Here is a 22,191-nt window from a genome sequence, read left to right on the forward strand (position 1 = left end):
TGCCTCCCGGCAAGATACTGAAGACGCTGTACAGTTTCTAGGACGCGACGGGCGCCGATGCCCGTACGCCCGTCGGCGGGAGGTCCCGTGCCCATCCAGTTCGATGTCGATCCGCCTGTCGCCCAACTCGCCGCGTCCACCGCCGAGTTCGTACGCGACGTGGTGATCCCGGCCGAGCGCGAGTGCGGCGGGTCCGTGCACGACGCTCCCGAGGCCCTGCGGGAAGCCCTGCAGAAAGGCGCGCGTGAGGCGGGTGTGTTCGCTCCCCATGTGCCGACGCGGTGGGGCGGCCATGGGCTCGATCTGCGCGGACAGGCTGTGGTGTTCGAAGCCGCGGGCTACTCGCTGCTCGGACCGCTGGCGCTGAACTGCGCGGCCCCGGACGAGGGCAACATGCACCTGCTGGAGAAGGTGGCCACCGAAGAGCAGAAGCAGAAGTACCTGCGTCCGCTCGCCGCGGGCGAGACACGGTCCTGCTTCGCCATGACCGAACCGGCTCCCGGGGCGGGTGCCGATCCCCGCTCCCTGCGGACCACCGCGACCCGGGTTCCCGGTGGCTGGCGCATCGACGGGCGCAAGTGGTTCATCACCGGGGCCGACGGGGCCGGCTTCGCCATCGTCATGGCCCGCACCTCCGGCAGTCCCGGCGACCCGGGTGGCGCCACCATGTTCCTGGTCGACGCCGACACCCCCGGCATGCGCATCTTCCGGACCATCGAGACGCTGGACGAGTCGCTCTTCGCGGGGCACAGCGAGATCGTCTTCGAGGGGTGCGTGGTGGGGGAGGAGCAGGTGCTCGGCGCGGTGGACCGCGGTTTCGACGGCGCCCAGGTCCGGCTCGGTCCCGCCCGGCTGACCCACTGCATGCGCTGGCTGGGAGCCGCGCGCCGCGCCCAGGAGGTGGCACTGGAGCGGGCGGGCAGCCGGACCGCGTTCGGCTCGGTGCTGGGTGACCTCGGCATGGTCCAGCAGATGCTGGCCGACTCCGAGATCGACATCGAGGCGAGCCGCGCGCTGATCCTGCGTACCGCCTGGGAGTTGGACACCGGCTCCGCCGCCGCCGTGCAACTCACCTCCGTGTCGAAGACTTTCGTGGCGGAGGCGGTGAACCGGGTGGTGGACCGGGCGGTGCAGATCTGCGGAGCGCTCGGCATCTCGGCCGCCGACGCCCCGCTGGCCCGTCTGCTCAGGGAGGTGCGGCCGTTCCGGATCTACGACGGCCCTTCGGAGACGCACCGATTCGCCATTGCGCGCCGCGCGGTGCGGCCCTACCGACAGCCGCGAACCGGTGCCGTCGACGGCTCATGACGGCGTCGCCGTGGGAGGCGTTCCGGGGCCGTCTCGCCCGGGATCCACGGGTCAGGCGATGTCCCGCCGCGCAGCCCGGACGTATACCGCGTGGCTCTGTGCGCCGGACGGGCCGTCGACTGCCCGCGACTACGTCGACCGTGAAGCACTAGATGGCGGCGACGATGCGCTTGAGTCTGTGGGGGGTGGGGGAGCGGGTGCTGCGGAGGCCATGGGCGCCACTTCCTCGTGTGCGGTGGGGACGGGTAGGTGTCCGGACACCGTAGGAACGTGCAGGTCAGGCGCGCATGTGGTGGGACAACATAGTTCGGGGCGGGAGTGTAAGTGTGGCCTCCACGTGTGCCGCCTCCACGTATGCCTCTTGAGCCCCGAAGGAGAGGCTCGACGGAGGGGGAACGAACGGTGTCAGGGATGCGTTGACGAACTCCGGCCGGGGGCCGCCGCCTTCGCGTCAGGGTTTCGGGTGGCTGCCTCTTCGTCCGGGCGTGTCCGTGTCGGCCGGTGGCGGGACGGGCGGCCGGCTGACCTCGGGCAGGGGCTGTTCGGCCCAGATGACCTTGCCCTGCGGGGTGTACCGGGTGCCCCAGCGCTCGGCCATCTGCGACACCAGGAACAGGCCCCGGCCTCCCTCGTCCGTCGTCGCGGCGTACCGCAGATGCGGAGAGGTGCTGCTGCCGTCGGCTACTTCGCAGATCAGCGTACGGTCACGGATCAGCCGCACGTGGATCGGCCCGGCGCTGTAGCGGATGGCGTTGGTGATGAGCTCGCTCAGGATGAGCTCCATGGTGAAGCCGAGCTCTGACAGGCCCCATGCCTCGAGCCTTCGGGACACGGCGTCGCGCATACCCGAGACGGCGGCCGGGTCCGCAGGTACATCCCAGTCGGCGATGCGGTCACGCGGCAGCACCCGGGTGCGGGCGACGAGCAGGGCGACGTCGTCCTTGGGACGATCGGGGAGCAGGCTGGCCAGCACGTCCTGGCAGGTCTCCTCGGGCGGTCGGCCGGAGTGGCCCGTCAGCGCATCGCGCAGCAGTTCCATTCCCACGTCCAGGTCGCGCCTGCGGTCCTCGATGAGGCCGTCGGTGTACAGGACGAGCTGGGTTCCCTCCGCGAGGCACAGTTCCGCGGTCTGGAACGGCATGCCGCCGAGGCCCAGGGGCGGACCGGCCGGCACATCCGGGAAGGTGACGGTTCCGTCAGGCTGTACCAGCGCGGGCGCCAGATGCCCCGCACGCGCCATGACGTAGTGACGCGTCACGGGGTCGTAGATCCCGTACAGGCAGGTGGCGCCCACGACACCCGCTGCGCTCTCCGCCGTCTCGTTCTGGTCGATGCGCCCGACCAGGTCGTCCAGATGGCTCAGCAGCTCGTCGGGTGGCAGATCGAGGGCGGAGAAGTTGTGCACCGCGGTCCGCAGCCGTCCCATCGTGGCGGCGGCGTGCAGGCCGTGGCCGACCACATCCCCGACGGCCAGTGCCACCCGGCTCCCCGGCAGGGGAATCACGTCGAACCAGTCACCGCCCACGCCCGACTGGGCCGGGAGGTAGCGGTAGGCGATGTCGAGGGCGTTCTGCTCCGGCATGGCCTGTGGCAGGAGGCTGCGCTGGAGGGTGACTGCCAGAGCGTGCTCGCGGGTGTAGCGGCGGGCGTTGTCGATGCTTATCGCGGCGCGGGCCACCAGCTCCTCCGCCAGCGACAGATCCTCTTCGTCGAATGGCTCGTGCTGGTCCGCGCGCCAGAAGTTGGCCATGCCCAGCACGACGCCACGGGCCCGGATGGGGGCGCTGATGAGCGAATGGATGCCGTGGTCGATGATCGCCTTGGCGCGCTCGGGGTCCTGCACGCGCCAGCCCGTGGCGGCCGGAAGATCGCTCACCAACTGGGACCGGCCGCTGCCGTAGCCGCGCGCCTGGGGCGTGGTGGGAAGGTAGTCGAAAAGCCGGCCCTGTTCTGAGAGCGGATGGTCGTCCTGGATGCCGCACACGGCCGCGCGTCGCATGTCCGTCGCCGTGGGGGTCGGCTCCTCGCCGTGCAGGACGGCGTCGGCCAGGTCCACGGTGACGAAGTCCGCGAAGCGAGGAATCGGGACCTGCGCCAACTCCTCGGCGGTGCGCAGCACGTCCAGGGTGGTACCGATGCGGAGTCCGGCGTCGTACAGCAGCCTGAGTCGCTCCCGTGCCACCTCCGCCCTGCCGGTCACCGCCTGCAGCTCGGTGGAATCGCGCAGTGTCACCACCGTTCCCTCGGGGCCTTCCCCGAAATCCGTGGGCCGTTGGTTGACCGCGAGCAACCGCTCGCCCGCGAGGTGCACCTCGTCGGTCGCCTCGCGCCCGGAGGCGAGCAGCGCCTTGGTCTCGGGATCGAGGCCCGGCAGTTCCGAGACGAGCTGCCCCTCGACGTCCGGGGGGAGCTCCAGCAGCCGTCTGGCCTCGTCGTTCGCCAGCATCAGCTGCCCGTCGGCGGCCACGATCAGCACCCCTTCCCGGACGGAGTGGAGCACCGTGTCGTGGTGCTCGTACATCAGGGTCATCTCGTCCGGGGCCAGGCTGTGTGTCTGCCGTCGCAGCCGTCTGCCCACCAGTGCCGTCAGACCGGTGGACAACGCGAGCGCTGCGGCCCCGGCGCCCAGGATGATCGGCAGTTGCCGGGCCAGCTGACTTTCGACGTTCTTGACCTTCATCCCGGCCGAGACGAGGGCCACCACCTGGCTGTCGTCGTTCTTGATCGGGACCGTGGCCTGCACCTCGCGACCCAGCGGCCCGTCGACGCTCTCCACGTAGACCTTCCCCGCCAGCGGCGGCCCGATCTCGCCCACGAACCGCTTTCCGATCCGGTCCGGCAAGGGGTGCGTGTACCGGATGCCCTCGGTGTCCATGACCACGATGAAGTCGACGCCGGCGTCCCGGCGTGCCGCCTCGGTGAGCGGCTGGAGAATCTTGCTCGGGTCCGGGGTCTGCAACGCCGCCAGGACGCCTGGTGAGTGCGCGAAGGTCTGTGCCACGGCCGTGGAGCGTCGCCTGGCCTCGGCGCTGCTGTCCCGCTCCGACTGCAGGATGAGAGCGATGACACCGCAGGCCACGAGCAGCACTACCAGAGCCACCTGGAAAACCAGCACCTGCCCGGCCACGCTTCGCGTGCCCTTGCCGAGGAGGCGCTTGACTGATAGGCGTCGAAAACGGGCGAAAGGTTTCGCCATGCGACCTTTCTAGCATCGGTGATCCAGAGTGGCCAGGGCTCGGCCGATCCGTCCCGACCGACCTGGGGGCGCCCGGGCGGCATGCGCTGTGAGGTCTCGGCTCCTCCGGACGCGGCCGTCCAACGCCCATGCTCGGGTGCGGCGCATGATCCTTCCGTGTCGAATGCCTGATTGGACCGATATGATGCATTTGTGATCATGTCTGCACGGCTGTGGCGCCGTCGCCCCGTCTCCAGCGGCCGATGGGAAGCAGCCCGGCTGTCACCCGTGATCCTGACTGTTCTCATCGCCGGCCTGGCGTTCTCCACATCAAGGGACATCGCCTTCAGCCGCCTTCTGCCCGCGGCGCCCGCCCTTGCAGCCGCCATGTGGCCCGTGCTCCCCACGATCCTGCTGGGGGCGCTCTGCCTGCTGCTCATGATCGTCCTCAGCTTCTTCCACACCGACCTGGGGACGCAGTACACGGCGGCCGCGATCGTCGCGGTCACCTTGGCGGCCGCGTACGGGAGTCATGTCCGACTTCAGCGCGAGGAAATGCTCTTCCAGATCCGGCTCGTCGCCGACGCGGCCCAGACGGTGCTGCTGCGCCCGCTGCCACGCCGCATCGAGGACGTCGAGATCGAGTCGCTGTACCTGGCGGCCCAGGAGCAGGCCCGGATCGGGGGCGACTTCTATGAGGCGATCGGTACACCGCACGGGGTCCGGCTGCTCATAGGCGACGTACGGGGCAAGGGCCTGTCCGCAGTGGGGGCGGCTGCGGCGGTGATCAGTTGCTTCAGGGAGGCCGCTTACGACGAGCCCGACCTGCAGGGCGTCGTCCACCGCCTGGAGACCGCCGTCACGCGCCACAGCGCCGCGTTTCCCACCCAGGACCAGCCCGAGCACTTTGCCACCGCTCTCCTCGCCGAGATCCCGCACGACGGCGGCTACCTGCGACTTCTCAACTGCGGGCATCCCCCGCCGCTGATCGCGCATGGCGGAGAGGTCCGGGTCCTGGTCCCGACCATCGCCTCCCCGCCTCTCAACCTCGCGGCGCTCATCGGTGACCGCTACTGGGTCGACGTCGTCGCCTTCGCCCCGGGGGACCAGTTGCTGTTCTACACGGACGGCGTATCGGAGGCCCGGGACCACACGGGCCAGTTCTTCCCGCTGCCGGAGTGGATGCGGCGGCAGGGCCTGGAGCAGCCCCGCGAGCTGCTCGACCGGCTGCACCGGGCTCTGCTGCAGCACAGCGGCGGAAGGCTCGACGACGACATCGCGGCCCTCGCGCTGAGGTCCTCCGGCGCGAAGCATCGGGGAGCCGCCAGCGGCGAGGGCTGAGTTGTCGTACCCCTCGATGGTGTGCTGCCGACGAGGCCGGCGGCGACGATGCGCTCACCGGCGTCGGCCAGGGCGAGTCCGACCACGGTGGCAAGGGCCGCGTCGTACACGGCGCAGTCGCTGATCATCGCGGAGAGAGCGGGGAACGCCGGCGGGTGGGGTGGTCGGCGACCTGCTGCCGGATCTGAGCGATGGTGGTGGGGCCGGCCCTGGTCGGGATCGCTCAGCCGGTGTGAAGGACCCGAAAGCGGTCGGGTTCCGCCGGATCTCGATCAACGACCTGGATCGGCGTCGCCGCCCATTGCCACACGCTGACACCCGGCGTGCGCGAGAACTGAATCCGCCCGCGAGTGCCTTCGACCGCGACGCGCGGCCAGGACGCGGCGATGCGCGCCCGGTCCGTGCCGTGAGACCGCAGCACATCGGCGAGGACGGCGATCGTGTCGTAGCCCTCGAAGGCGACGAAGGAGGGCTCTTCGGTCAACTGTTCGCGCAGGGCCGCCCCGACGCGTGCGCCGAGGGGGCTGAGCCGCTCGGGCAGGTAGCGCAGGAACGGGACCCCGGCCCCGTCCTCGCCCAGCAGTGTGGCCCATTCGGCGAGCTCCGGTTGTCCGGCCGGGGCACCGATCATGATCTCGGTCAGGCGCCGGTCGCGGCGGACGGACTGGACGATCGGCACCGCGGGCTCCGGGTGGCCGACCAGAAGCAGGAGGGCCGTCGCGCGGTGGTCGGCCAGTTCGTCGCACACGGCCGTGGGAGCGAGTGCGCGCGCGTCGAGTTCGATGACGGTGCCGCCGCGCGGAGCGATGTACTCCCGCAGAATGCGAGCCCCGGACGCCCAGTAGACACTCGGCTCGGTTGCTACGGCGATCCGGCTGCGGCCCGCGCCGAGGAGGAAGTCCGCATAGACCTGCCATCCCCGGGACTGCGGCGGGGAGAGGCGCGCGACCCAGTCCGTGGGCTGTTCGGTGAGCGCGTCGAGAACCGCTGACGAGCAGAGGAACGGCAGACCGAGCGCGTCGGCCCTGGCGGCAGCGGCACGGGCGACGACGCTGTGATACTCACCCGCCAGGGCGGCCACACCGAGACCAGCCAGTTCCTCGACGGCCGCCTCGGCCTTCTGCGGATCAGCCGCGGTGTCTCGGACCACCAGCTCGAGCGGTGCTCCGTCGATTCCACCGTCGTCATTGACGTCGCGAACCGCTGTCCGGAGCCCGGCCAGCAGGTGGTGACCCGCCTGGACCCAGCCGGGCCGAGTCAGCGGAACGAGGACGCCGATCCGGACGGGCCGGCCCGGATCGCGAGGTGGCAGGGCCTCGTCGTACGCCTTCATGTCATCTCGCCGTGGTGGGCGCACCTGGTTGACCATGCCGGCCATTGCACCCACCCCGTCACCGGCAGGCAACCGATTAACCCAGGGCCCTCCACGACAGGCCTGGTGGCCGAGTTGACGGAGCGGGAGGGGTTTCCACCGCCGAGTGCGCTTGCCGAGTTTACCGGAACTCGCATAACCGGATGTTGCGATTCCGTGAACATATGTCTTGCCAGTCCTGGGTAATCACCGTATCGGCACATATCCCTCCTCATGTGCCCCGCCCGCGCGGGGATCAGGGCGCGGGCCGTGCGACCACGATGCAGCCGCAATCGACCTGCGAATTGCGAGGGTAAGGCATGGACGGCCCCACTGTCACCGCATTGATCGCGGCGGGTTCATCTCTACTGGTGCTCTACTTGGGGACACACGTCGAAGCGATCAAGGAGCGCTTGAAGAGGAAGCAGAAATCCAAGGACGAGTCGGAGGAAAAGAAGCGCAGGTTCGACGACCGGCTCGTTGCCCATATGGTCGCCATTCGTGAGACGTCGCGCAGGCAGATTGAGGGTTTCACGCGCATACAGAAGGAAATCGAGAGTGCGCCTCATGATCTGAGTCGACAAGAGGTGGATGCGGTGTTCAGTGCCGCGCGTTCCACTACTTCGAGTCAGACTGATGTGGCCCTCAGGGTCGGCTTGACCTGTCCCGCCGTTCGTGATCGTTGGTTTGACTTTATTGACCTGCGCTCTCGATACATGGAGGGCGTGGAAGAGTTCTTACAGGACGCCGACCCCGGGCGCCACGGCGAACTGGGTGACCTGCTCGAGCGGCTGAAGGCGGCGCGCAGCAGGCTCCTAGATGAAATGAAAGTTGCGGCCGAAGGGCTGGGGCACCCGCTTCTCGTGCGAGATGTCGATATCGACGATTCAGGCGTACAGTGATGCGGGAATTATTGGTACCTCTGGTCGTCATGGTGATGCTTTCGGGGTACTCCTTCCTGATCTTCAGGATGAATCGCAAGAAGGAATCCAAGCTGGCGAAAGAACTCATGACCGAAATGTTGGAGGTACGCTCCCTCGGCCCTTCGAACGCACTGTCGCTGATCGCGCTGGCATCGCAATGCGTGATCGACTGCACGCAGCGGGCGCGAACCTTCGTGCATCTGATGCCTGAGATGGAGAATCCTGCGCGACCGCATGCACATATGCTGTACTATAAATATCAGCCGGATATTCGTGATATCCGGAAGGATTGGGTCGATGCGTCCAACAGCTTGGCCTCGCATTTCCCAGGCGTGGAGACTGCGTGGCACGATTGGGTGGTCGCCTACAGTGATATGACGGAACTTCAGGATGGGGCCGGACAAGAGGAAGCGCTGGCCGTTCTCGATGAATTGATGGCCGCCAAGCGCCGTTTCGTCGGCGCCCTGTCGGAGGTGGCGTCCTTGATATTCTTTCTCGAATCCTGAGCCGAAGTTCGCCTGCCGAAGCTGCCGGCTCGGATGCGACCCGGTGCCGCTACTGAGAGACCGGCTTCCTGGTCCGGTCGGTCTCGTCCTGCACCAGCAGGGAGAGCAGGGAAGCCACGGAGAGGCCGGCCTCGGCCGGGTGGCGCAGCACCTTGTCCGGCTCGATGCGGTACGTGTTCGTGCGCCCGTCCCGGGTGTGGGAGAGGTAACCGTCCTGCTCCAGGTCCGCGATGATCCGCGAGACGGCGCGATCCGTGAGGCGACAGCGGGCGGCGATGTCACGGATGCGGACGTTCGGGTTGTCGGCGATGACGGCCAGGACACGCGCGTGGCTGGTGATGAACGTCCATCCGGTGTGGGACTCGGGCACTGCGACCATGCCCAGCATTTTAAGGGACGCCCGTTGCCGGAACGTAGATACGTGACATACTTTTCATGCAACACAGGACGTGCTCCCCTCGGGGAGAGCCACAGAAGGAGCCCGAAGGTGCCCTCGGACGAGGCCGGTGTGCCGGCGCTCACGCGCGACACCGGCGCCAGGCCGCTGCCGCAGCAGACCGCACACGCCTCTGAAGGCGTCGCGGTGCTGCAGTACGAATGGCGCGGGGCCTGGGTCGTCGCCGCCGGCGGCTCCTACGACATGGACTCGATCAAGCCATTGGCGGACGCCCTGGAGGCCGCGGCCAGGAAGTACCCGAAGGTGATCCTGGACGCCTCCGGCATCACCTTCGCCGACTCGACGCTGCTGAATCTGCTGATCCTCACGCACCAGGCGGGCACCCTGCGTGTGGTCGCGCCGTCACCTCAGCTCCAGCGGCTCTGTGAGATCACCGGAGTCGACAGCATCCTGGAGACACGGGACTCGGTCGATGACGCCGCCGTCACCTGAGCGCCCGTCGTGACATAGGGGAGGAAGCGGTCCGGGTCTGCACGCAGAAGGCCCGGCGTCGCAGCCCGCGGGAGATCCGTCCGGAGGCGGCGGCGAGGGGCTCGCCCTCGCTACCGTGACCCTGGCGCTGACGCTCGCGCCCGGTGTCGATCGAGGGCTCGTGACGCGCCGACGCTGTCCGGCCGAGGATGGCCGCTCCTGCTTTGTTCGGGGCTTGAAATGTGGGTTAACCTGCGGCGTATTTCCACATCACATACACATCTGTGACCGTGGAAATGCATGCACGGCAACCGGGCCGCACATCGGTCCGGGGGGTTCCGAGTCCTCGGATGCCGAGGACTCTTGGGGAGCGGAACGAGGGTGCGCATGACCAGCGACAGCACTGGGGTCGTCGATGCGGTGCCGGGCGACCAGGAGTTGCGGCGGCTGCTGGCCGGCCTGACAGCCGTACGCGACGGGGACTTCGGTACCCGGCTGCCGGACGACGCGGACGGCCTCATGGGCGACATCGCCAAGGTCTTCAACGGCATGGTCGACCAGCTGTCCGTGTTCACCTCCGAAGTCACCCGGGTCGCCCGTGAGGTCGGCACCGAGGGGACGCTCGGCGGGCAGGCGGAGGTGCCGGGGGTCTCGGGCACCTGGGCCGACCTGACCGACTCGGTCAACGCCATGGCGGGCAACCTGACCACCCAGGTCCGCGACATCGCCCAGGTGGCCACGGCCGTGGCCAAGGGTGACCTCTCGCAGAAGATCGACGTGCCCGCCCGCGGCGAGATCCTTCAGCTGAAGGAGACCGTCAACACGATGGTCGACCAGTTGTCCGCGTTCGCCGACGAGGTCACCCGTGTCGCCCGCGAGGTCGGCAGCGAGGGACGGCTCGGCGGCCAGGCCCAGGTGCCGGGCGTGGCCGGTGTCTGGCGCGATCTCACCGACTCCGTGAACCACATGGCCGGCAACCTCACCAGCCAGGTCCGCTCCATCGCCCAGGTGACCACGGCGGTCGCGGAGGGCGACCTGTCGCAGAAGATCACCGTGGACGCGCGCGGTGAGATCCTGGAGCTGAAGAGCACCATCAACACGATGGTCGACCAGTTGTCCGCGTTCGCCGACGAGGTCACGCGCGTCGCCCGCGAGGTCGGCACCGAGGGACGCCTCGGCGGTCAGGCGGACGTCAAGGGCGTCAAGGGCACCTGGCGTGACCTCACCGACTCCGTGAACTTCATGGCCGGCAACCTCACCGGCCAGGTCCGCAACATCGCCCTGGTCGCCACCGCCGTCGCCAAGGGCGACCTGTCGCAGAAGATCACCGTGGACGCGCGCGGTGAGATCCTGGAGCTGAAGAGCACCATCAACACGATGGTCGACCAGCTGTCCGCGTTCGCCGACGAGGTCACGCGCGTCGCCCGCGAGGTCGGCACCGAAGGCCGACTCGGCGGCCAGGCCCAGGTGCGCGGCGTCTCGGGCACCTGGAAGGACCTCACCGACAACGTCAACGTGATGGCGTCGAACCTGACCGGCCAGGTCCGCTCCATCGCCCAGGTCGCCACCGCCGTGGCGCGCGGCGACCTGTCGCAGCGGATCACCGTGGAGGCCGCGGGCGAGGTCGCCGCGCTCGCCGAGGTCATCAACACGATGGTCGACACACTGTCGGCCTTCGCCGACGAGGTCACCCGCGTCGCCCGCGAGGTCGGCACCGAAGGCCGCCTCGGGGGCCAGGCACACGTGCCGAACGTCGCCGGCACCTGGAAGGACCTCACCGACAACGTCAACTCGATGGCCAACAACCTCACCGGCCAGGTGCGCAACATCGCGCTCGTGACGACCGCGGTGGCCAAGGGCGACCTGTCGAAGAAGATCGACGTGGACGCCCGCGGTGAGATCCTCGAACTCAAGACGACGATCAACACGATGGTCGACCAGCTGTCCGCGTTCGCCGACGAGGTCACCCGTGTCGCCCGCGAGGTCGGCACCGAGGGACGCCTCGGCGGACAGGCCGAGGTCGAGGGCGTCTCCGGCACCTGGAAGCGCCTGACGGAGAACGTCAACGAGCTGGCGGGCAACCTGACCCGGCAGGTCCGCGCCATCGCCGAGGTCGCGAGCGCCGTCGCCGAGGGCGATCTGACGCGCTCCATCACCGTGGAGGCGTCCGGTGAGGTCGCCGAGCTCAAGGACAACATCAACTCGATGGTGGAGTCCCTGCGCGAGACCACCCGGGCCAACCAGGAGCAGGACTGGCTCAAGACCAACCTCGCCCGGATCTCCGGCCTGATGCAGGGGCACCGCGACCTGCCCGTCGTCGCCGAGCTGATCATGGACGAGCTGGTCCCGCTGGTGTCGGCCCAGTACGGGGCCTTCTACCTCGCCGAGGACGGCGACGACGGGCCCGAACTGCGGCTCGTCGGCTCCTACGGCTACCCGGAGGACAGCAGCCGGCCCACCCGTATCGCCTTCGGCCGCACCCTGGTCGGCCAGGCCGCGCGCAGCCGGCGCACCATCATGGTGGACGAGCTGCCGGACGGCTACGTGACCATCTCCTCGGGCCTCGGCCAGGTGGTGCCGTCCGCGCTGGTGCTGCTGCCCATCGTGGTCGAGGGCCAGGTCCTCGGCGTCATCGAGCTGGCGTCGGTCACGCCCTTCACCCAGATCCACCGGGACTTCCTCGCCCAGCTGATGGAGACCATCGGCGTCAACGTCAACACCATCGTGGCCAACGCCCGCACCGACGAGCTGCTGGTCGAGTCGCAGCGCCTCACGGTCGAACTCCAGGCCCGGTCCACGGAGTTGCAGGTGCAGCAGGAGGAACTGCAGCGCTCCAACGCGGAACTGGAGGAGAAGGCCTCGCTGCTCGCGGCACAGAACCGGGACATCGAGGCGAAGAACCTGCAGATCGAGCAGGCGCGCCAGGAACTGGAGACCCGCGCCCAGCAGCTGTCGCTGGCCTCGAAGTACAAGTCGGAGTTCCTGGCCAACATGAGCCACGAACTGCGCACCCCGCTCAACAGCCTGCTCATCCTCGCCCAGTTGCTGGCGCAGAACCCGTCCCGCAACCTCACGCCCAAGCAGGTCGAGTACGCCCAGATCATCCACTCCGCCGGTTCGGATCTGCTGCAGCTGATCAACGACATCCTCGACCTGTCGAAGGTCGAGGCCGGCAAGATGGACGTCACACCCGAGCGGGTGACGCTGCGGCAGCTCATCGAGTACGTCGAGGCCACCTTCCGGCCGATGACGACGCAGAAGAGCCTGGAGTTCACGGTCACGACCGCTCCCGGCGCGCCCGCGGACGTGCTCACCGACGACTCCCGGTTGCGCCAGGTGCTGCGCAACCTCCTGTCGAACGCCGTGAAGTTCACCGAGCAGGGCGGCGTGGAACTGAGCATCGAGCCCGCGGCGGACGACGAGGTGCCCAAGGGCGTGGTCCGCGGCGCCGCCGTGGTGGCCTTCCGCGTCAAGGACACCGGCATCGGCATCCCCGAGCAGCACCTGGAGACGATCTTCGGCGCCTTCCAGCAGGCGGACGGCACGACGAGCCGGAAGTACGGCGGCACCGGACTGGGCCTGTCCATCACACGGGAGATCGCCCAACTGCTCGGCGGTGCCGTCTCGGTGCACAGCACGCCCGGTCAGGGCAGTACGTTCACGCTGTTCCTGCCCGTGGCCCGCCCCGACTTCGAGGAACTGCTCAGCCACGGCAGAACCCTGGAACGGGCCTCGGCCGAAGCCCTGCCGCAGGGCGTGTCCGGCTCGGTGCCGGTGCCCCAGATCGGCCCGGGCCCCCGGCCCCGGCGCCTGCTCGTCGTGGAGGAACGGTCGCGGGGCCTGCTGACCCTCGTCGCGGAGAGCGTGGTCGCCGACCTGACGCACGGCCGCGCCGACGGCGCTCAGCGGCCCGCCGTCGACGTCATCACCGCCGTCGGCGCGCAGGAGGCGGCCGGTGCCCTCGCGTCCGAGCCGTGCCACTGCGTCGTCCTGGAGCTGGGCATGCGCGACGACGAGGCGTCCCGCTTCCTGCAGGCCCTGGAGGGCGACTCGGCGCTGACGAGCGTTCCGGTGCTGGTGCACAGCAGCCACCCCGCCGACGTGTCCCTGGACGAGACGCTGCGCTCCCGCTCGGCGGGCGGCGCACTGGAGTTGCTGTCCAGCCTCGACGAACTGCGGGAGCGCATCGCCCTGCACCTGTCCGCCGAGGAACCCGGCGACGTGCTCTCCCTCGTCCGGACCGAAGGACCGCAGCAGCTCACGCCGCCCTCCGTCGACGACGCGTCGGCCGGCCGCACCGTCCTCGTCGTCGACGACGACGCGCGGAACCTCTTCGCGCTGAGCGGGATCCTGGAGCTGCACGGCTTCCGCGTCCTGCACGCCGAGAACGGCCGCAGAGGCATCGAGACGCTGATGAACAACCCGGACGTCGCCCTCGTGCTGATGGACGTGATGATGCCGGAGATGGACGGCTACACCGCGACGGCCGAGATCCGGCGGATGCCGCAGTACGCCGAGCTGCCCATCATCGCCGTCACGGCGAAGGCGATGCCGGGCGACCGGGACAAGAGCCTCGCTTCGGGTGCCAGCGACTACGTCACCAAGCCCGTCGACACCCGCGACCTCATCGCCTGCGTCCGCCGCTGGCTGCCCGCATGAGCACACCGGCGCCCGACCCGCACACCGGAGGACCGGGCGCCCCGCAGCGCCTGTCGTTCCGCACCCCAGGGCACTCCAGCCGAGGAGCATCCACACCGTGAGCATGTCCGAGCAGCCGCGCGAACCGGGTCAGGAAGGGGAGCCGAAGCGCGACCCGGCCGCCGGTCAGGAGTCTTCCCTGTCGCCGGTGACGTCCGACGCGTCGCCCCTGTCCACCGATGCCGAGCCGGACGGCCTGCCCGCCGACCTCGAAGACCTCTCACCCGCCTCCCCGGTGGGCCGGCTCGCCGCCACCGTGGAGCGGCTCAGCCGGGAGGTGCGGGCCGCGCAGGCGGAGGCCGAAGGGCGTGCCCTGATCGAACTCGCCAAGGGTGTCCTGGTCGAGCGGCTGAAGTGCGGGCCGGCCCAGGCCGCCCGGCAGCTCGCCCAGCTGGCCGAGCAGGCCCAGGTCACCCCCCTGGAATTCGCCGTCGACGTCATCAACCAGGCCGCCCGGGACCGGATGTCGGAGGTGACGGACGCGTTCCTCGCCGCCACCAGGGCCGCCGACGAGGCGGAGAGCGAGTCGGCCGCCGTACGCCTGCGCGCGGCCGAGAGCGGTGTCCTGGCGGCGGACGACGCCCAGGCCGTGGCCGACGCCCTGCTGGAGCAGGCGCTGCGCCCCCTCGGCGCGGTGGCCGTGGCCATATGGGCCGCGGGCTCCGACGGTTCACTCACTCTGGCGGGCAGCGCCGGCTTCTCACCGGCCGAGGCCGCGCGCTGGCGTTACGTCCCACCGGACGTGGTGACGGTGGCGCGGCGGGGCCTCATCGAGCGCGAGGGGCAGTGGATCACCACCCTCGGCGCGACCGGGCTGCCCAGTATCGGCCTGCACCACCATCCGGACGGCGGCCGGGCCGCCCTGCCCGCCGGCGTCGGAGGCCGCATCCACGGCGTGCTGGAGATCGCCTGGCCGGCCCCGCTGGAGCCGCAGCCCCCGCAGATCGTCCGCCAGGTGGAGGCGCTGGCCGAACTGTGCGCCCACACACTGGAGATGTACACACCGGCACAGGGAGCGGCCCAGGAACCCCGCGTCCTGCCGGACGCCGCCGAGCTGATGGACCTGGCCGACGGGCTGCACGACCCCGCCCTCGTCCTGGTGCCGCACCTCGACGGCGACGGGCACCTGGTGGACTTCCGCATCCAGCACGTGAACAGCCGGTTCCTCGACCCGGCGGGCAGGCCCCGGGCGGTCGTCAATGGCGCGCTGCTGCTGGAGGCCTACCCGATGGCCGCCGGCGACAGCGAGTTGTTCCAGCGCGTCGAGCGGGTCTACGCCACCGGTGAGCCCTTCCGGGCCCGCCGGATGAACCTCACCGCCCTCGTCGACCAGGTCCCCCTCTCGGCGGTCGCGGACATCAGCATCAGCCGCCACGGCATGTCCGTACTCCTCATCTGGCGTATCGAGGACGAGGCGGCGCGACTGGCGAGCCTGCTCCAGCACGCCCAACGACTGGGCCGTATCGGCGGGTTCGAGGAGAACGTGCTCACCGGTGAGATCACCTGGAACGGGCAGCTCTTCGACCTCTACGGGCGCCCGCAGACGAGCACCCCGGTGGCCCTGGAAGAGCTGCCGGCCCACGCACACCCGGACGACGGCGTCTCCATCCGCCGCTTCCTGCGCACGCTGCTGCACCACCGGCGGCCGGCGGCCGCGGCGTTCCGGCTGCAGCGGCCGGACGGCGTGACCCGGCACATCCGGATCGTCGCCGAACCGGTGCTCGACACCGACGACCGGCTGCTCCTGGTGCGCGGCGCCTACCAGGACATCTCGGCCCAGCACTGGACCGAGGTGGCGCTCGCCGCCACCCGCGACCAGCTGGCGCACACCGAGCAGCAGGCCACCGAACGCAACCGGCTGACCCTGCAGTTGCAGCACGCCATCATGCCTCCCACGCAGGCACCGTTGCAGGTGTCCGGCCTCCAGGTGGCCGTCCGCTACCGGCCCGCGGAGACCGAGCAACTGGTGGGCGGCGACTGGTACGACGCCGTCGTCCTGCCGTCCCGCAAGGTGCTGCTGTGCGTGGGGGACGTGGCCGGCCACGGCATCGAGGCCGCCACCAGCATGGTCGTCCTGCGCAACGCGCTGCGCGGCCTGGCGGTGACCGGCGCCGGGCCGGGCCAGCTGCTGTCGTGGCTCAACATCGTGGCGCACCATCTGACGGGTGCCGTCACCGCGACCGCGGTGTGCGGTCTGTACGACCCGGTCCGGCGGACGCTGCGCTGGGCCCGGGCGGGTCACCTGCCGCCCGTGCTCGTCCGGGACACCGAAGCGGCTCCCCTGCCCCTGGTCAAGGGCCTGCTGCTCGGAGCGGTGCCCGAGGCCGTGTACGAGGAGACCGAGATCCAGCTGGCCCCCGAAGACACCCTGTTGATGTACACGGACGGCCTGGTCGAACGCCGCGACCGGCCGGTGGAGGAGTCCCTGACCCACCTCCTGACCACCGCCCGTGCGGCACCCAGCACACTCGACCAGCAGCTGGACCGCCTGCTGACCTACAGCAAGTCGGACACCGACGACGACACGTGCATCGTGGGCATCCGGGTCGGGTGAGGGACAGGGACGAGGAGGTGCGGGGAGTGGCTCCGCCGCTCCTCGTGCCTCACCGTTGAGGCAGGACGCCCGACGGAAGCACCGCGTCCTTGGCCTTGTCGCCCGTGGGGAGTTGATCGGCGTAGCCGGCCTCGGTCCACACCAGCTTCTTGAACTGCTCCGGGGTGAGCGCTCCCTGCCACGGGGCGCCGCCCGGGCAGAACACCGAGGAGCAGCCGGAGCAGTAGTGCGCAGGCCGCCACAAGCGCTCCGCGCGCTGAGCACCGTCCTCGGCCGCGGCCTTCTCCCGACCGTCGCTGCGCGCGACCACGATGGTCCCGACGAAGCACAGCAGGGCGAACGCCGCCCCGCCGAGCAGATACAGCGGCTTGTCCTGGTGCACGCCGACGTACGCGAACGCGATGCCCATGCCGGTCAGTACCATGCCCTCCGCGACGTGCAGGCACCCGTCGCCGGACAGCTCCGGCCCCGGCGCCAGTCGGCCGGACAGGTCGTGTCGCATCGCACCCTTGCCGCCGCGTGCTTGCTCCCTGCCCTGTCTCTCTGGTGAGTCGGAAGCTCAGCGAATGGAGACAGTGATGAGGAACTGGTCGTCGGCGGTACCGGCCTCATCGCCGCTGTCCCTCTCGGACAGGTGCCCCGTCCCCACCAGCCACGCCGCGAGCATGCACCGAAGCTACGGACAAGCGGCCGCTGGGATGCACTACCACCGGCCCCACACCGGCATCAGCGGCAAAACCCCGGCCGGCCGCGTCACCAACCTGTCCGGTCAGCACACCTGATCCTCGTACCGGGGCGTCCACTGCGCCCGGGCGACCGCCTGGCGCAGCTCCTCCTCCGTCGCCCGCGGGGCCACCCCGTCCTCGACGGCGGCGAGGGCCGCGGCCAGGGCGATCTCGCGGGCGGACTCCCGCATCCCGGTCAGCGGCGGCAGCAGCGGCACAGGGCCGTCGTCGCCGTCCGCCGCCCGCACCGCGCACCGCGCGACGGCCCGGGCGGCGGCCACGAGCATGCGGTCCGTGACCCGCGTGGCCCGGCTCGCGGTCACGGCGAGCCCCATGGCCGGGAAGACGTACACGTTGTTCGACTGCGCCACGGGCACCTCGTGCCCGTCGACCGTCAGCGGCGGGAAGGGCGAGCCGGTGGCGATCAGCGCCCGCCCGTCGGTCCAGCGGGTGAGGTCGGCGGGATCGGCCTCGGAGTGCGAGGTGGGGTTGGACAGCGGGAAGACGACCGGCCGTTCGCAGGTCGAGGCCATCTGCCGCACGATCTCCTCGGTGAACGCGCCGTGCGCCGTCGACAGCCCGATGAGCGCCGTCGGCTCGACCCGGCGCACCACGTCGGCGAGGCCGGTGCCGTCCCAGTCGGCCACCTCGCTGTCGTCGCGCGCGAACATCCGCTGCTGCGGGGTCAGTTCGGAGCGTGAGGACACCAGCAGGCCGTCGACGTCGAGGATCCAGAACCGTGCCGTGGCCTCGTCCTCCGACAGGCCCTCCTCGACCATGGCCGTACGGATCATGTCGGCGACGCCGATGGCTGCCGATCCCGCGCCCAGGAGCACCACGCGCTGCTCGGGCAGCGGGGTGCCGGCCACGTTCGCCGCGGTGGACAGGGCGCCGAGCGTGACGGCCGCGGTGCCCTGGATGTCGTCGTTGAACGTGAGCAGCCGGTCGCGGTAGCGGGCGAGGATCGGGTGGGCGTGGGCGGTGGCGAAGTCCTCCCACTGCAGCAGCGTCCCGGGCAGCTCCGCCTCGACCGCCGAGACGAACGCCTCGATCATCTCGTCGTACTCGGCGCCGGTCAGCCTGTGGGCCCGGCGGCCCAGGTAGCGGGGGTTGTCGAGCAGGGTCTCGTTGTCGGTGCCGACGTCCAGCAGGATGGGCAGGGTGCGGGCGGGGTGGATGCCGCCGATGGCCGTGTAGAGGCTGAGCTTGCCGATCGGGATGCCCATGCCGCCGACGCCCTGGTCGCCCAGGCCGAGGATGCGCTGGCCGTCGGTGACGACGATGACGTCCACGTCGTGGTCGCGGTGCGGGCGGTTGCGCAGGATGTCCCGGAAGCGGTGCCGGTCCTCCCAGGTCAGGAAGAGGCCGCGCGGCCGCCGGTAGATCTCGCTGAACCGCTGACAGGCCTCACCCACCGTCGGTGTGTAGACGACGGGCAGCAGCTCCTCCAGGTACTCGGTGACCAGACGGTAGAAGAGCACCTCGTTCGTGTCCTGGAGCTGCCGCAGGTAGATGTGCCGGTTGAGGGGCTTGTCGTAGCCGTGGAACGCCTCGTAGGCGCGGGCGACCTGCTCGTCCAGGGTCTCCACGGCAGGCGGCAGCAGCCCGTCGATTCCCAGTTGCTCGCGTTCGCTCCGGCTGAAGGCGGTGCCCTTGTTGACCAGCGGGTCGGCCAGGGTCGTGACGGCGGGGCTGGTGGTGGGGCGGGGGTGATGCGTCGGCTGGTCCATGAGGTAACGCCTTCCCATGATGCGCCGGTTCGTGCGGGTGACGTGTGCCATCCGGATGAGCCACCGGCCCCGTGGGACCGCCCCCGGTCACCGGTGGTTCCGGCGTGCGTCACGGTGCGACCACCCCGAACGGCCCAATCACGCTGCGCCGGAGGAGGCGACGGTGGATGAGCGGTGTGACCGTGGTGGAAGGGATGCGTGTGCACCCAGGAACGAGGAGGCGCGATGGCGGAGGCACTGGCCGAGGGCGGCACGAAGAACGCTGCCACGAGGGGCGGCGGCGCAGGCCCGTCCCCGGGCGTCTTCGAGCAGCTCAGTGCCGTCGCCGACGCCGTCCTGTACGAGGGCTATCTGCTCTACCCCTACCGCCGCTCCTCCGCCAAGAACCGGGTCCGCTGGCAGTTCGGCGTGCTGTTCCCCCGGGAGTGGGTGGAGGCGGACGGCCCCGTCGTCCCCGGTGTCTCGGGCTCCGCCGACTCCTGGTACCAGCAGACCGAGTGCCTGGTGCGGGTCCGGCAGCCGGCCAGTGCCCGCGTCCGCGTGCGGGTCCGCTACCTGCAGATGCAGCGCAAGCAGGTGGAAGAAGCAGGCCACCGCCCCGTCGAGTCGCTGCACACCGACGACGGCACGGTGCATCTGACCTTCGACGAGGCCCTGCCGCGCGAGTGCGAGATCGAGGCCCCGCTCGACGAACTCCTCCGGGGCGGACGCACCGTCGCCGTGGGCGCCGCGGCAGGTGAGGACATCGAGCCGCTGCCCGGACACGCCGGGCGGGTGGTACGCAGCCGCGAGGAGATCCGCGCCGAGACCACCGTCACCGCCGATCGGCTCTCCGACGGCCTCTGCCGGATCCGCGTACGGACCACGAACACCGCGCCCGCCCCCCGGCCGCGCACCGCACGGGACGAGGCGCTGCGCCGGGCCCTCATCGCCACCCACACCCTCATCGGCGGCGACGAGGTGGAGTTCGTCTCGCTGATCGATCCGCCGACGGACCTGGAAGCACCCGTGCGCGCGTGCCGCAACGAGTTCACCTTTCCCGTGCTCGGCGGTGAGGCCGGGGAGGCCGGCCGTGTCCTGCTGTCCGCGCCCATCATCCTGCCCGACCACCCCCAGGTCGCCCCCGAAAGCCCGGGCGACCTGCACGACGCCGCGGAGATCGACGAGATCCTCACCCTGCGCACGATGCTGCTGACCGACGAGGAGAAGCGCGAGGCGCGGGCCACCGATCCGCGGGCGGCGGCGATCCTCGACCGGGTCGACACCATGCCGCAGGAGGTCTTCGAACGGCTCCACGGCGCCGTCCGCTCCCTGACACCAGTCACCCCCACGCCGCCCGCCGACCGGCTGCCGGGCCCTGTCGGCTCTCCGGCACCGGCCACCCCTGCCGCGGTGTCCGCCGACCGGTCGCCCGGCGCTGTCGGCTCTCCGGCATCGGCCGCTCCTGCCGCGGTGTCCGCCGACCGGTCGCCCGGCGCTGTCCGCTCTCCCGCACCGGTCACGCCCACGGCGTCCGCCGACCGCCCCGCCTGGTGGCAGGAGGGCGCCGACGACGGACTCTCCCCGACCACCGACACCGTGCTCGTCGACGGCGTCCGGCTCGGCGGCGGCAGCCCCGTACGGCTCCGGCCCCGGGGACGCGGCGCCGACGCCCAGGACATGTTCCTGGCCGGGCGGACCGCCGAAGTCGCCGCCGTCTTCCACGACGTGGACGGCAGCGTGCACCTCGCCGTCACCCTCGACGACGACCCGGCCGCCGAACTGAACAACTGGTACGGCCGCTTCCACTACTTCCGGCCCGACGAGCTCGAACCCCTCGAACCCGCCGGATCCCCGGACGAGCCGTCGGCACCGGCTCCCGCCGCAGCTCCGGCGCGGCACACGACCGACTCCGAGACCCCCGCAGCGGAGGCCGAGTGACATGACAACACACAGCAGCACCACCGAAGTCAGCAAGGAGCCCGAACGGTCCGAGGACCGGAAGGGCATAGACGAGATCCACATCCTCTGGATCTCCGAGGGCATGAGCTGCGACGGCGACACCGTCTCGCTCACCGCCGCCGACCAGCCCTCCATCGAGGATCTGGTGCTCGGGCTGATCCCGGGCCTGCCCAAGGTGAACCTGGTCAACAAGGTGCTCTCGCCCAGCCTGGGCGGCGAGGACTTCCTCGCGCCCTACCGGGCGGCCGTACGAGGCGAACTGGGTCCGTTCATCCTCGTCATCGAGGGCTCGATCCCCAACCAGAACATCATCGAGGGCGACGGCTACTGGACCTCCTTCGGCAACGACCCGGAGACCGGCGAGCCGCAGACCCTCAACTGGTGGATCGACCAACTGGCCCCCAAGGCCTGGGCGGTGGTCGCCGCCGGCACCTGCGCCACCTTCGGCGGCATCCACGCCATGTCCGGCAACCCCACCGGCTGCATGGGCCTCGCCGACTACCTGGGCTGGGACTACACCTCCCAGGCCGGCCTGCCCATCGTCAACGTGCCCGGCTGCCCGATCCAGCCCGAGAACTTCATGGAGACCCTGGTCTGGGTCCTCTACCACGCGGCCGGCTCCGCACCCCCGCCGCCGCTGGACCACATGCTGCGCCCGCAGTGGCTGTTCGGGAAGACGGTCCACGAGGGCTGCGACCGTGGCTCGTACTACGAGCAGGCCAGCTTCGCCACGGACTACAACTCGCCCAAATGCCTGGTCAAGACGGGCTGCTGGGGTCCGGTCGTCAACTGCAACGTGCCCAAGCGCGGCTGGATGGCCGGCATCGGCGGCTGCCCCAACGTCGGCGGCATCTGCATCGGCTGCACGATGCCCGGCTTCCCCGACGCGTTCATGCCGTTCATGGACGAGCCCCCGGGCAGCACCCTGTCGTCCCTCGTCGTCAAGCCGTACGGGGCCGTCATCCGACGGCTGCGCGGCGTGACCAACGAGCTGGTCAATCACGAGCCCAAGTGGCGCCACAACAAGCGCAAGCTGACCAGCGGTTACGACCCGCGCTGGCGCCCCTGATG

At 70.2% G+C, this 22,191-nt stretch carries 14 protein-coding genes; 9 read left to right on the plus strand and 5 right to left on the minus strand.

Annotation, left to right across the window (positions count from 1 at the left end; genetic code table 11):
- The first annotated feature begins 87 nt into the window (after positions 1-87).
- Positions 88-1,308 (plus strand): acyl-CoA dehydrogenase family protein, encoded by a 1,221-nt coding sequence (locus AB0G20_RS09515; protein WP_361298382.1) that lies wholly within the window; start codon positions 88-90, stop codon positions 1,306-1,308.
- A gap of 451 nt (positions 1,309-1,759) precedes the next feature.
- Here AB0G20_RS09515 and AB0G20_RS09520 read toward each other — a convergent pair whose 3' ends face one another.
- On the minus strand, positions 1,760-4,504 hold the full coding sequence (locus tag AB0G20_RS09520) for a SpoIIE family protein phosphatase (RefSeq protein WP_361298385.1): 2,745 nt from the start codon (positions 4,502-4,504) through the stop codon (positions 1,760-1,762).
- A 267-nt stretch (positions 4,505-4,771) separates the two neighbouring features.
- Between AB0G20_RS09520 and AB0G20_RS09525 the strand changes: the two genes are divergently transcribed.
- Positions 4,772-5,824: a PP2C family protein-serine/threonine phosphatase gene (locus tag AB0G20_RS09525; protein ID WP_361298388.1), complete on the plus strand. Its 1,053-nt coding sequence runs from the start codon at positions 4,772-4,774 to the stop codon at positions 5,822-5,824.
- 223 nt (positions 5,825-6,047) lie between these two features.
- Here AB0G20_RS09525 and AB0G20_RS09530 read toward each other — a convergent pair whose 3' ends face one another.
- A complete protein-coding gene (locus tag AB0G20_RS09530; RefSeq protein WP_361298391.1) occupies positions 6,048-7,157 on the minus strand; it encodes an ABC transporter substrate-binding protein in 1,110 nt (369 codons plus the stop codon).
- Between the two features lie 338 nt (positions 7,158-7,495).
- On the opposite strand from AB0G20_RS09530, the gene AB0G20_RS09535 reads away from it, so the two are divergent.
- Positions 7,496-8,077: a hypothetical protein gene (locus tag AB0G20_RS09535; RefSeq protein WP_361298394.1), complete on the plus strand. Its 582-nt coding sequence runs from the start codon at positions 7,496-7,498 to the stop codon at positions 8,075-8,077.
- 68 nt (positions 8,078-8,145) lie between these two features.
- Positions 8,146-8,604 (plus strand): hypothetical protein, encoded by a 459-nt coding sequence (locus AB0G20_RS09540; protein WP_361298397.1) that lies wholly within the window; start codon positions 8,146-8,148, stop codon positions 8,602-8,604.
- 49 nt (positions 8,605-8,653) lie between these two features.
- Here AB0G20_RS09540 and AB0G20_RS09545 read toward each other — a convergent pair whose 3' ends face one another.
- A complete protein-coding gene (locus AB0G20_RS09545) occupies positions 8,654-8,983 on the minus strand; it encodes a helix-turn-helix domain-containing protein (RefSeq protein ID WP_361298400.1) in 330 nt (109 codons plus the stop codon).
- A 108-nt stretch (positions 8,984-9,091) separates the two neighbouring features.
- Here AB0G20_RS09545 and AB0G20_RS09550 point away from each other — a divergent pair, with 108 nt between their 5' ends.
- The 3 genes from AB0G20_RS09550 to AB0G20_RS09560 all read left to right on the plus strand — a co-directional run bounded on the left by AB0G20_RS09550 (position 9,092) and on the right by AB0G20_RS09560 (position 16,724).
- The gene (locus AB0G20_RS09550) at positions 9,092-9,493 is read left to right on the plus strand and encodes an STAS domain-containing protein (protein ID WP_361298403.1); all 402 of its coding nucleotides are present in this window, start codon (positions 9,092-9,094) and stop codon (positions 9,491-9,493) included.
- A gap of 366 nt (positions 9,494-9,859) precedes the next feature.
- The gene (locus AB0G20_RS09555; RefSeq protein ID WP_361298406.1) at positions 9,860-14,131 is read left to right on the plus strand and encodes a HAMP domain-containing protein; all 4,272 of its coding nucleotides are present in this window, start codon (positions 9,860-9,862) and stop codon (positions 14,129-14,131) included.
- A gap of 97 nt (positions 14,132-14,228) precedes the next feature.
- Entirely contained in the window at positions 14,229-16,724 is a 2,496-nt protein-coding gene (locus AB0G20_RS09560; protein ID WP_361298409.1) for a SpoIIE family protein phosphatase, read from the plus strand.
- Between the two features lie 49 nt (positions 16,725-16,773).
- On the opposite strand, the gene AB0G20_RS09565 is transcribed toward AB0G20_RS09560, so the two are convergent.
- Entirely contained in the window at positions 16,774-17,226 is a 453-nt protein-coding gene (locus tag AB0G20_RS09565; protein WP_361298412.1) for a hypothetical protein, read from the minus strand.
- Positions 17,227-17,493: 267 nt separating this feature from the next.
- Positions 17,494-19,179 carry an NAD-dependent malic enzyme gene (locus AB0G20_RS09570; protein ID WP_361298415.1) on the minus strand — a complete coding sequence of 562 codons (1,686 nt, stop codon included), beginning with the start codon at positions 19,177-19,179 and terminating at the stop codon, positions 17,494-17,496.
- Positions 19,180-19,404: 225 nt separating this feature from the next.
- Here AB0G20_RS09570 and AB0G20_RS09575 point away from each other — a divergent pair, with 225 nt between their 5' ends.
- Positions 19,405-21,099: a hypothetical protein gene (locus tag AB0G20_RS09575; RefSeq protein ID WP_361298418.1), complete on the plus strand. Its 1,695-nt coding sequence runs from the start codon at positions 19,405-19,407 to the stop codon at positions 21,097-21,099.
- 1 nt (position 21,100) lies between these two features.
- Positions 21,101-22,189, plus strand: a complete 1,089-nt coding sequence (locus AB0G20_RS09580) for a hydrogenase expression protein HypE (protein WP_361298420.1) — start codon at positions 21,101-21,103, stop codon at positions 22,187-22,189.
- Positions 22,190-22,191: the final 2 nt, after the last annotated feature.

Source organism: Streptomyces sp. NPDC024017 (assembly GCF_040638895.1).
Taxonomy (GTDB): domain Bacteria; phylum Actinomycetota; class Actinomycetes; order Streptomycetales; family Streptomycetaceae; genus Streptomyces.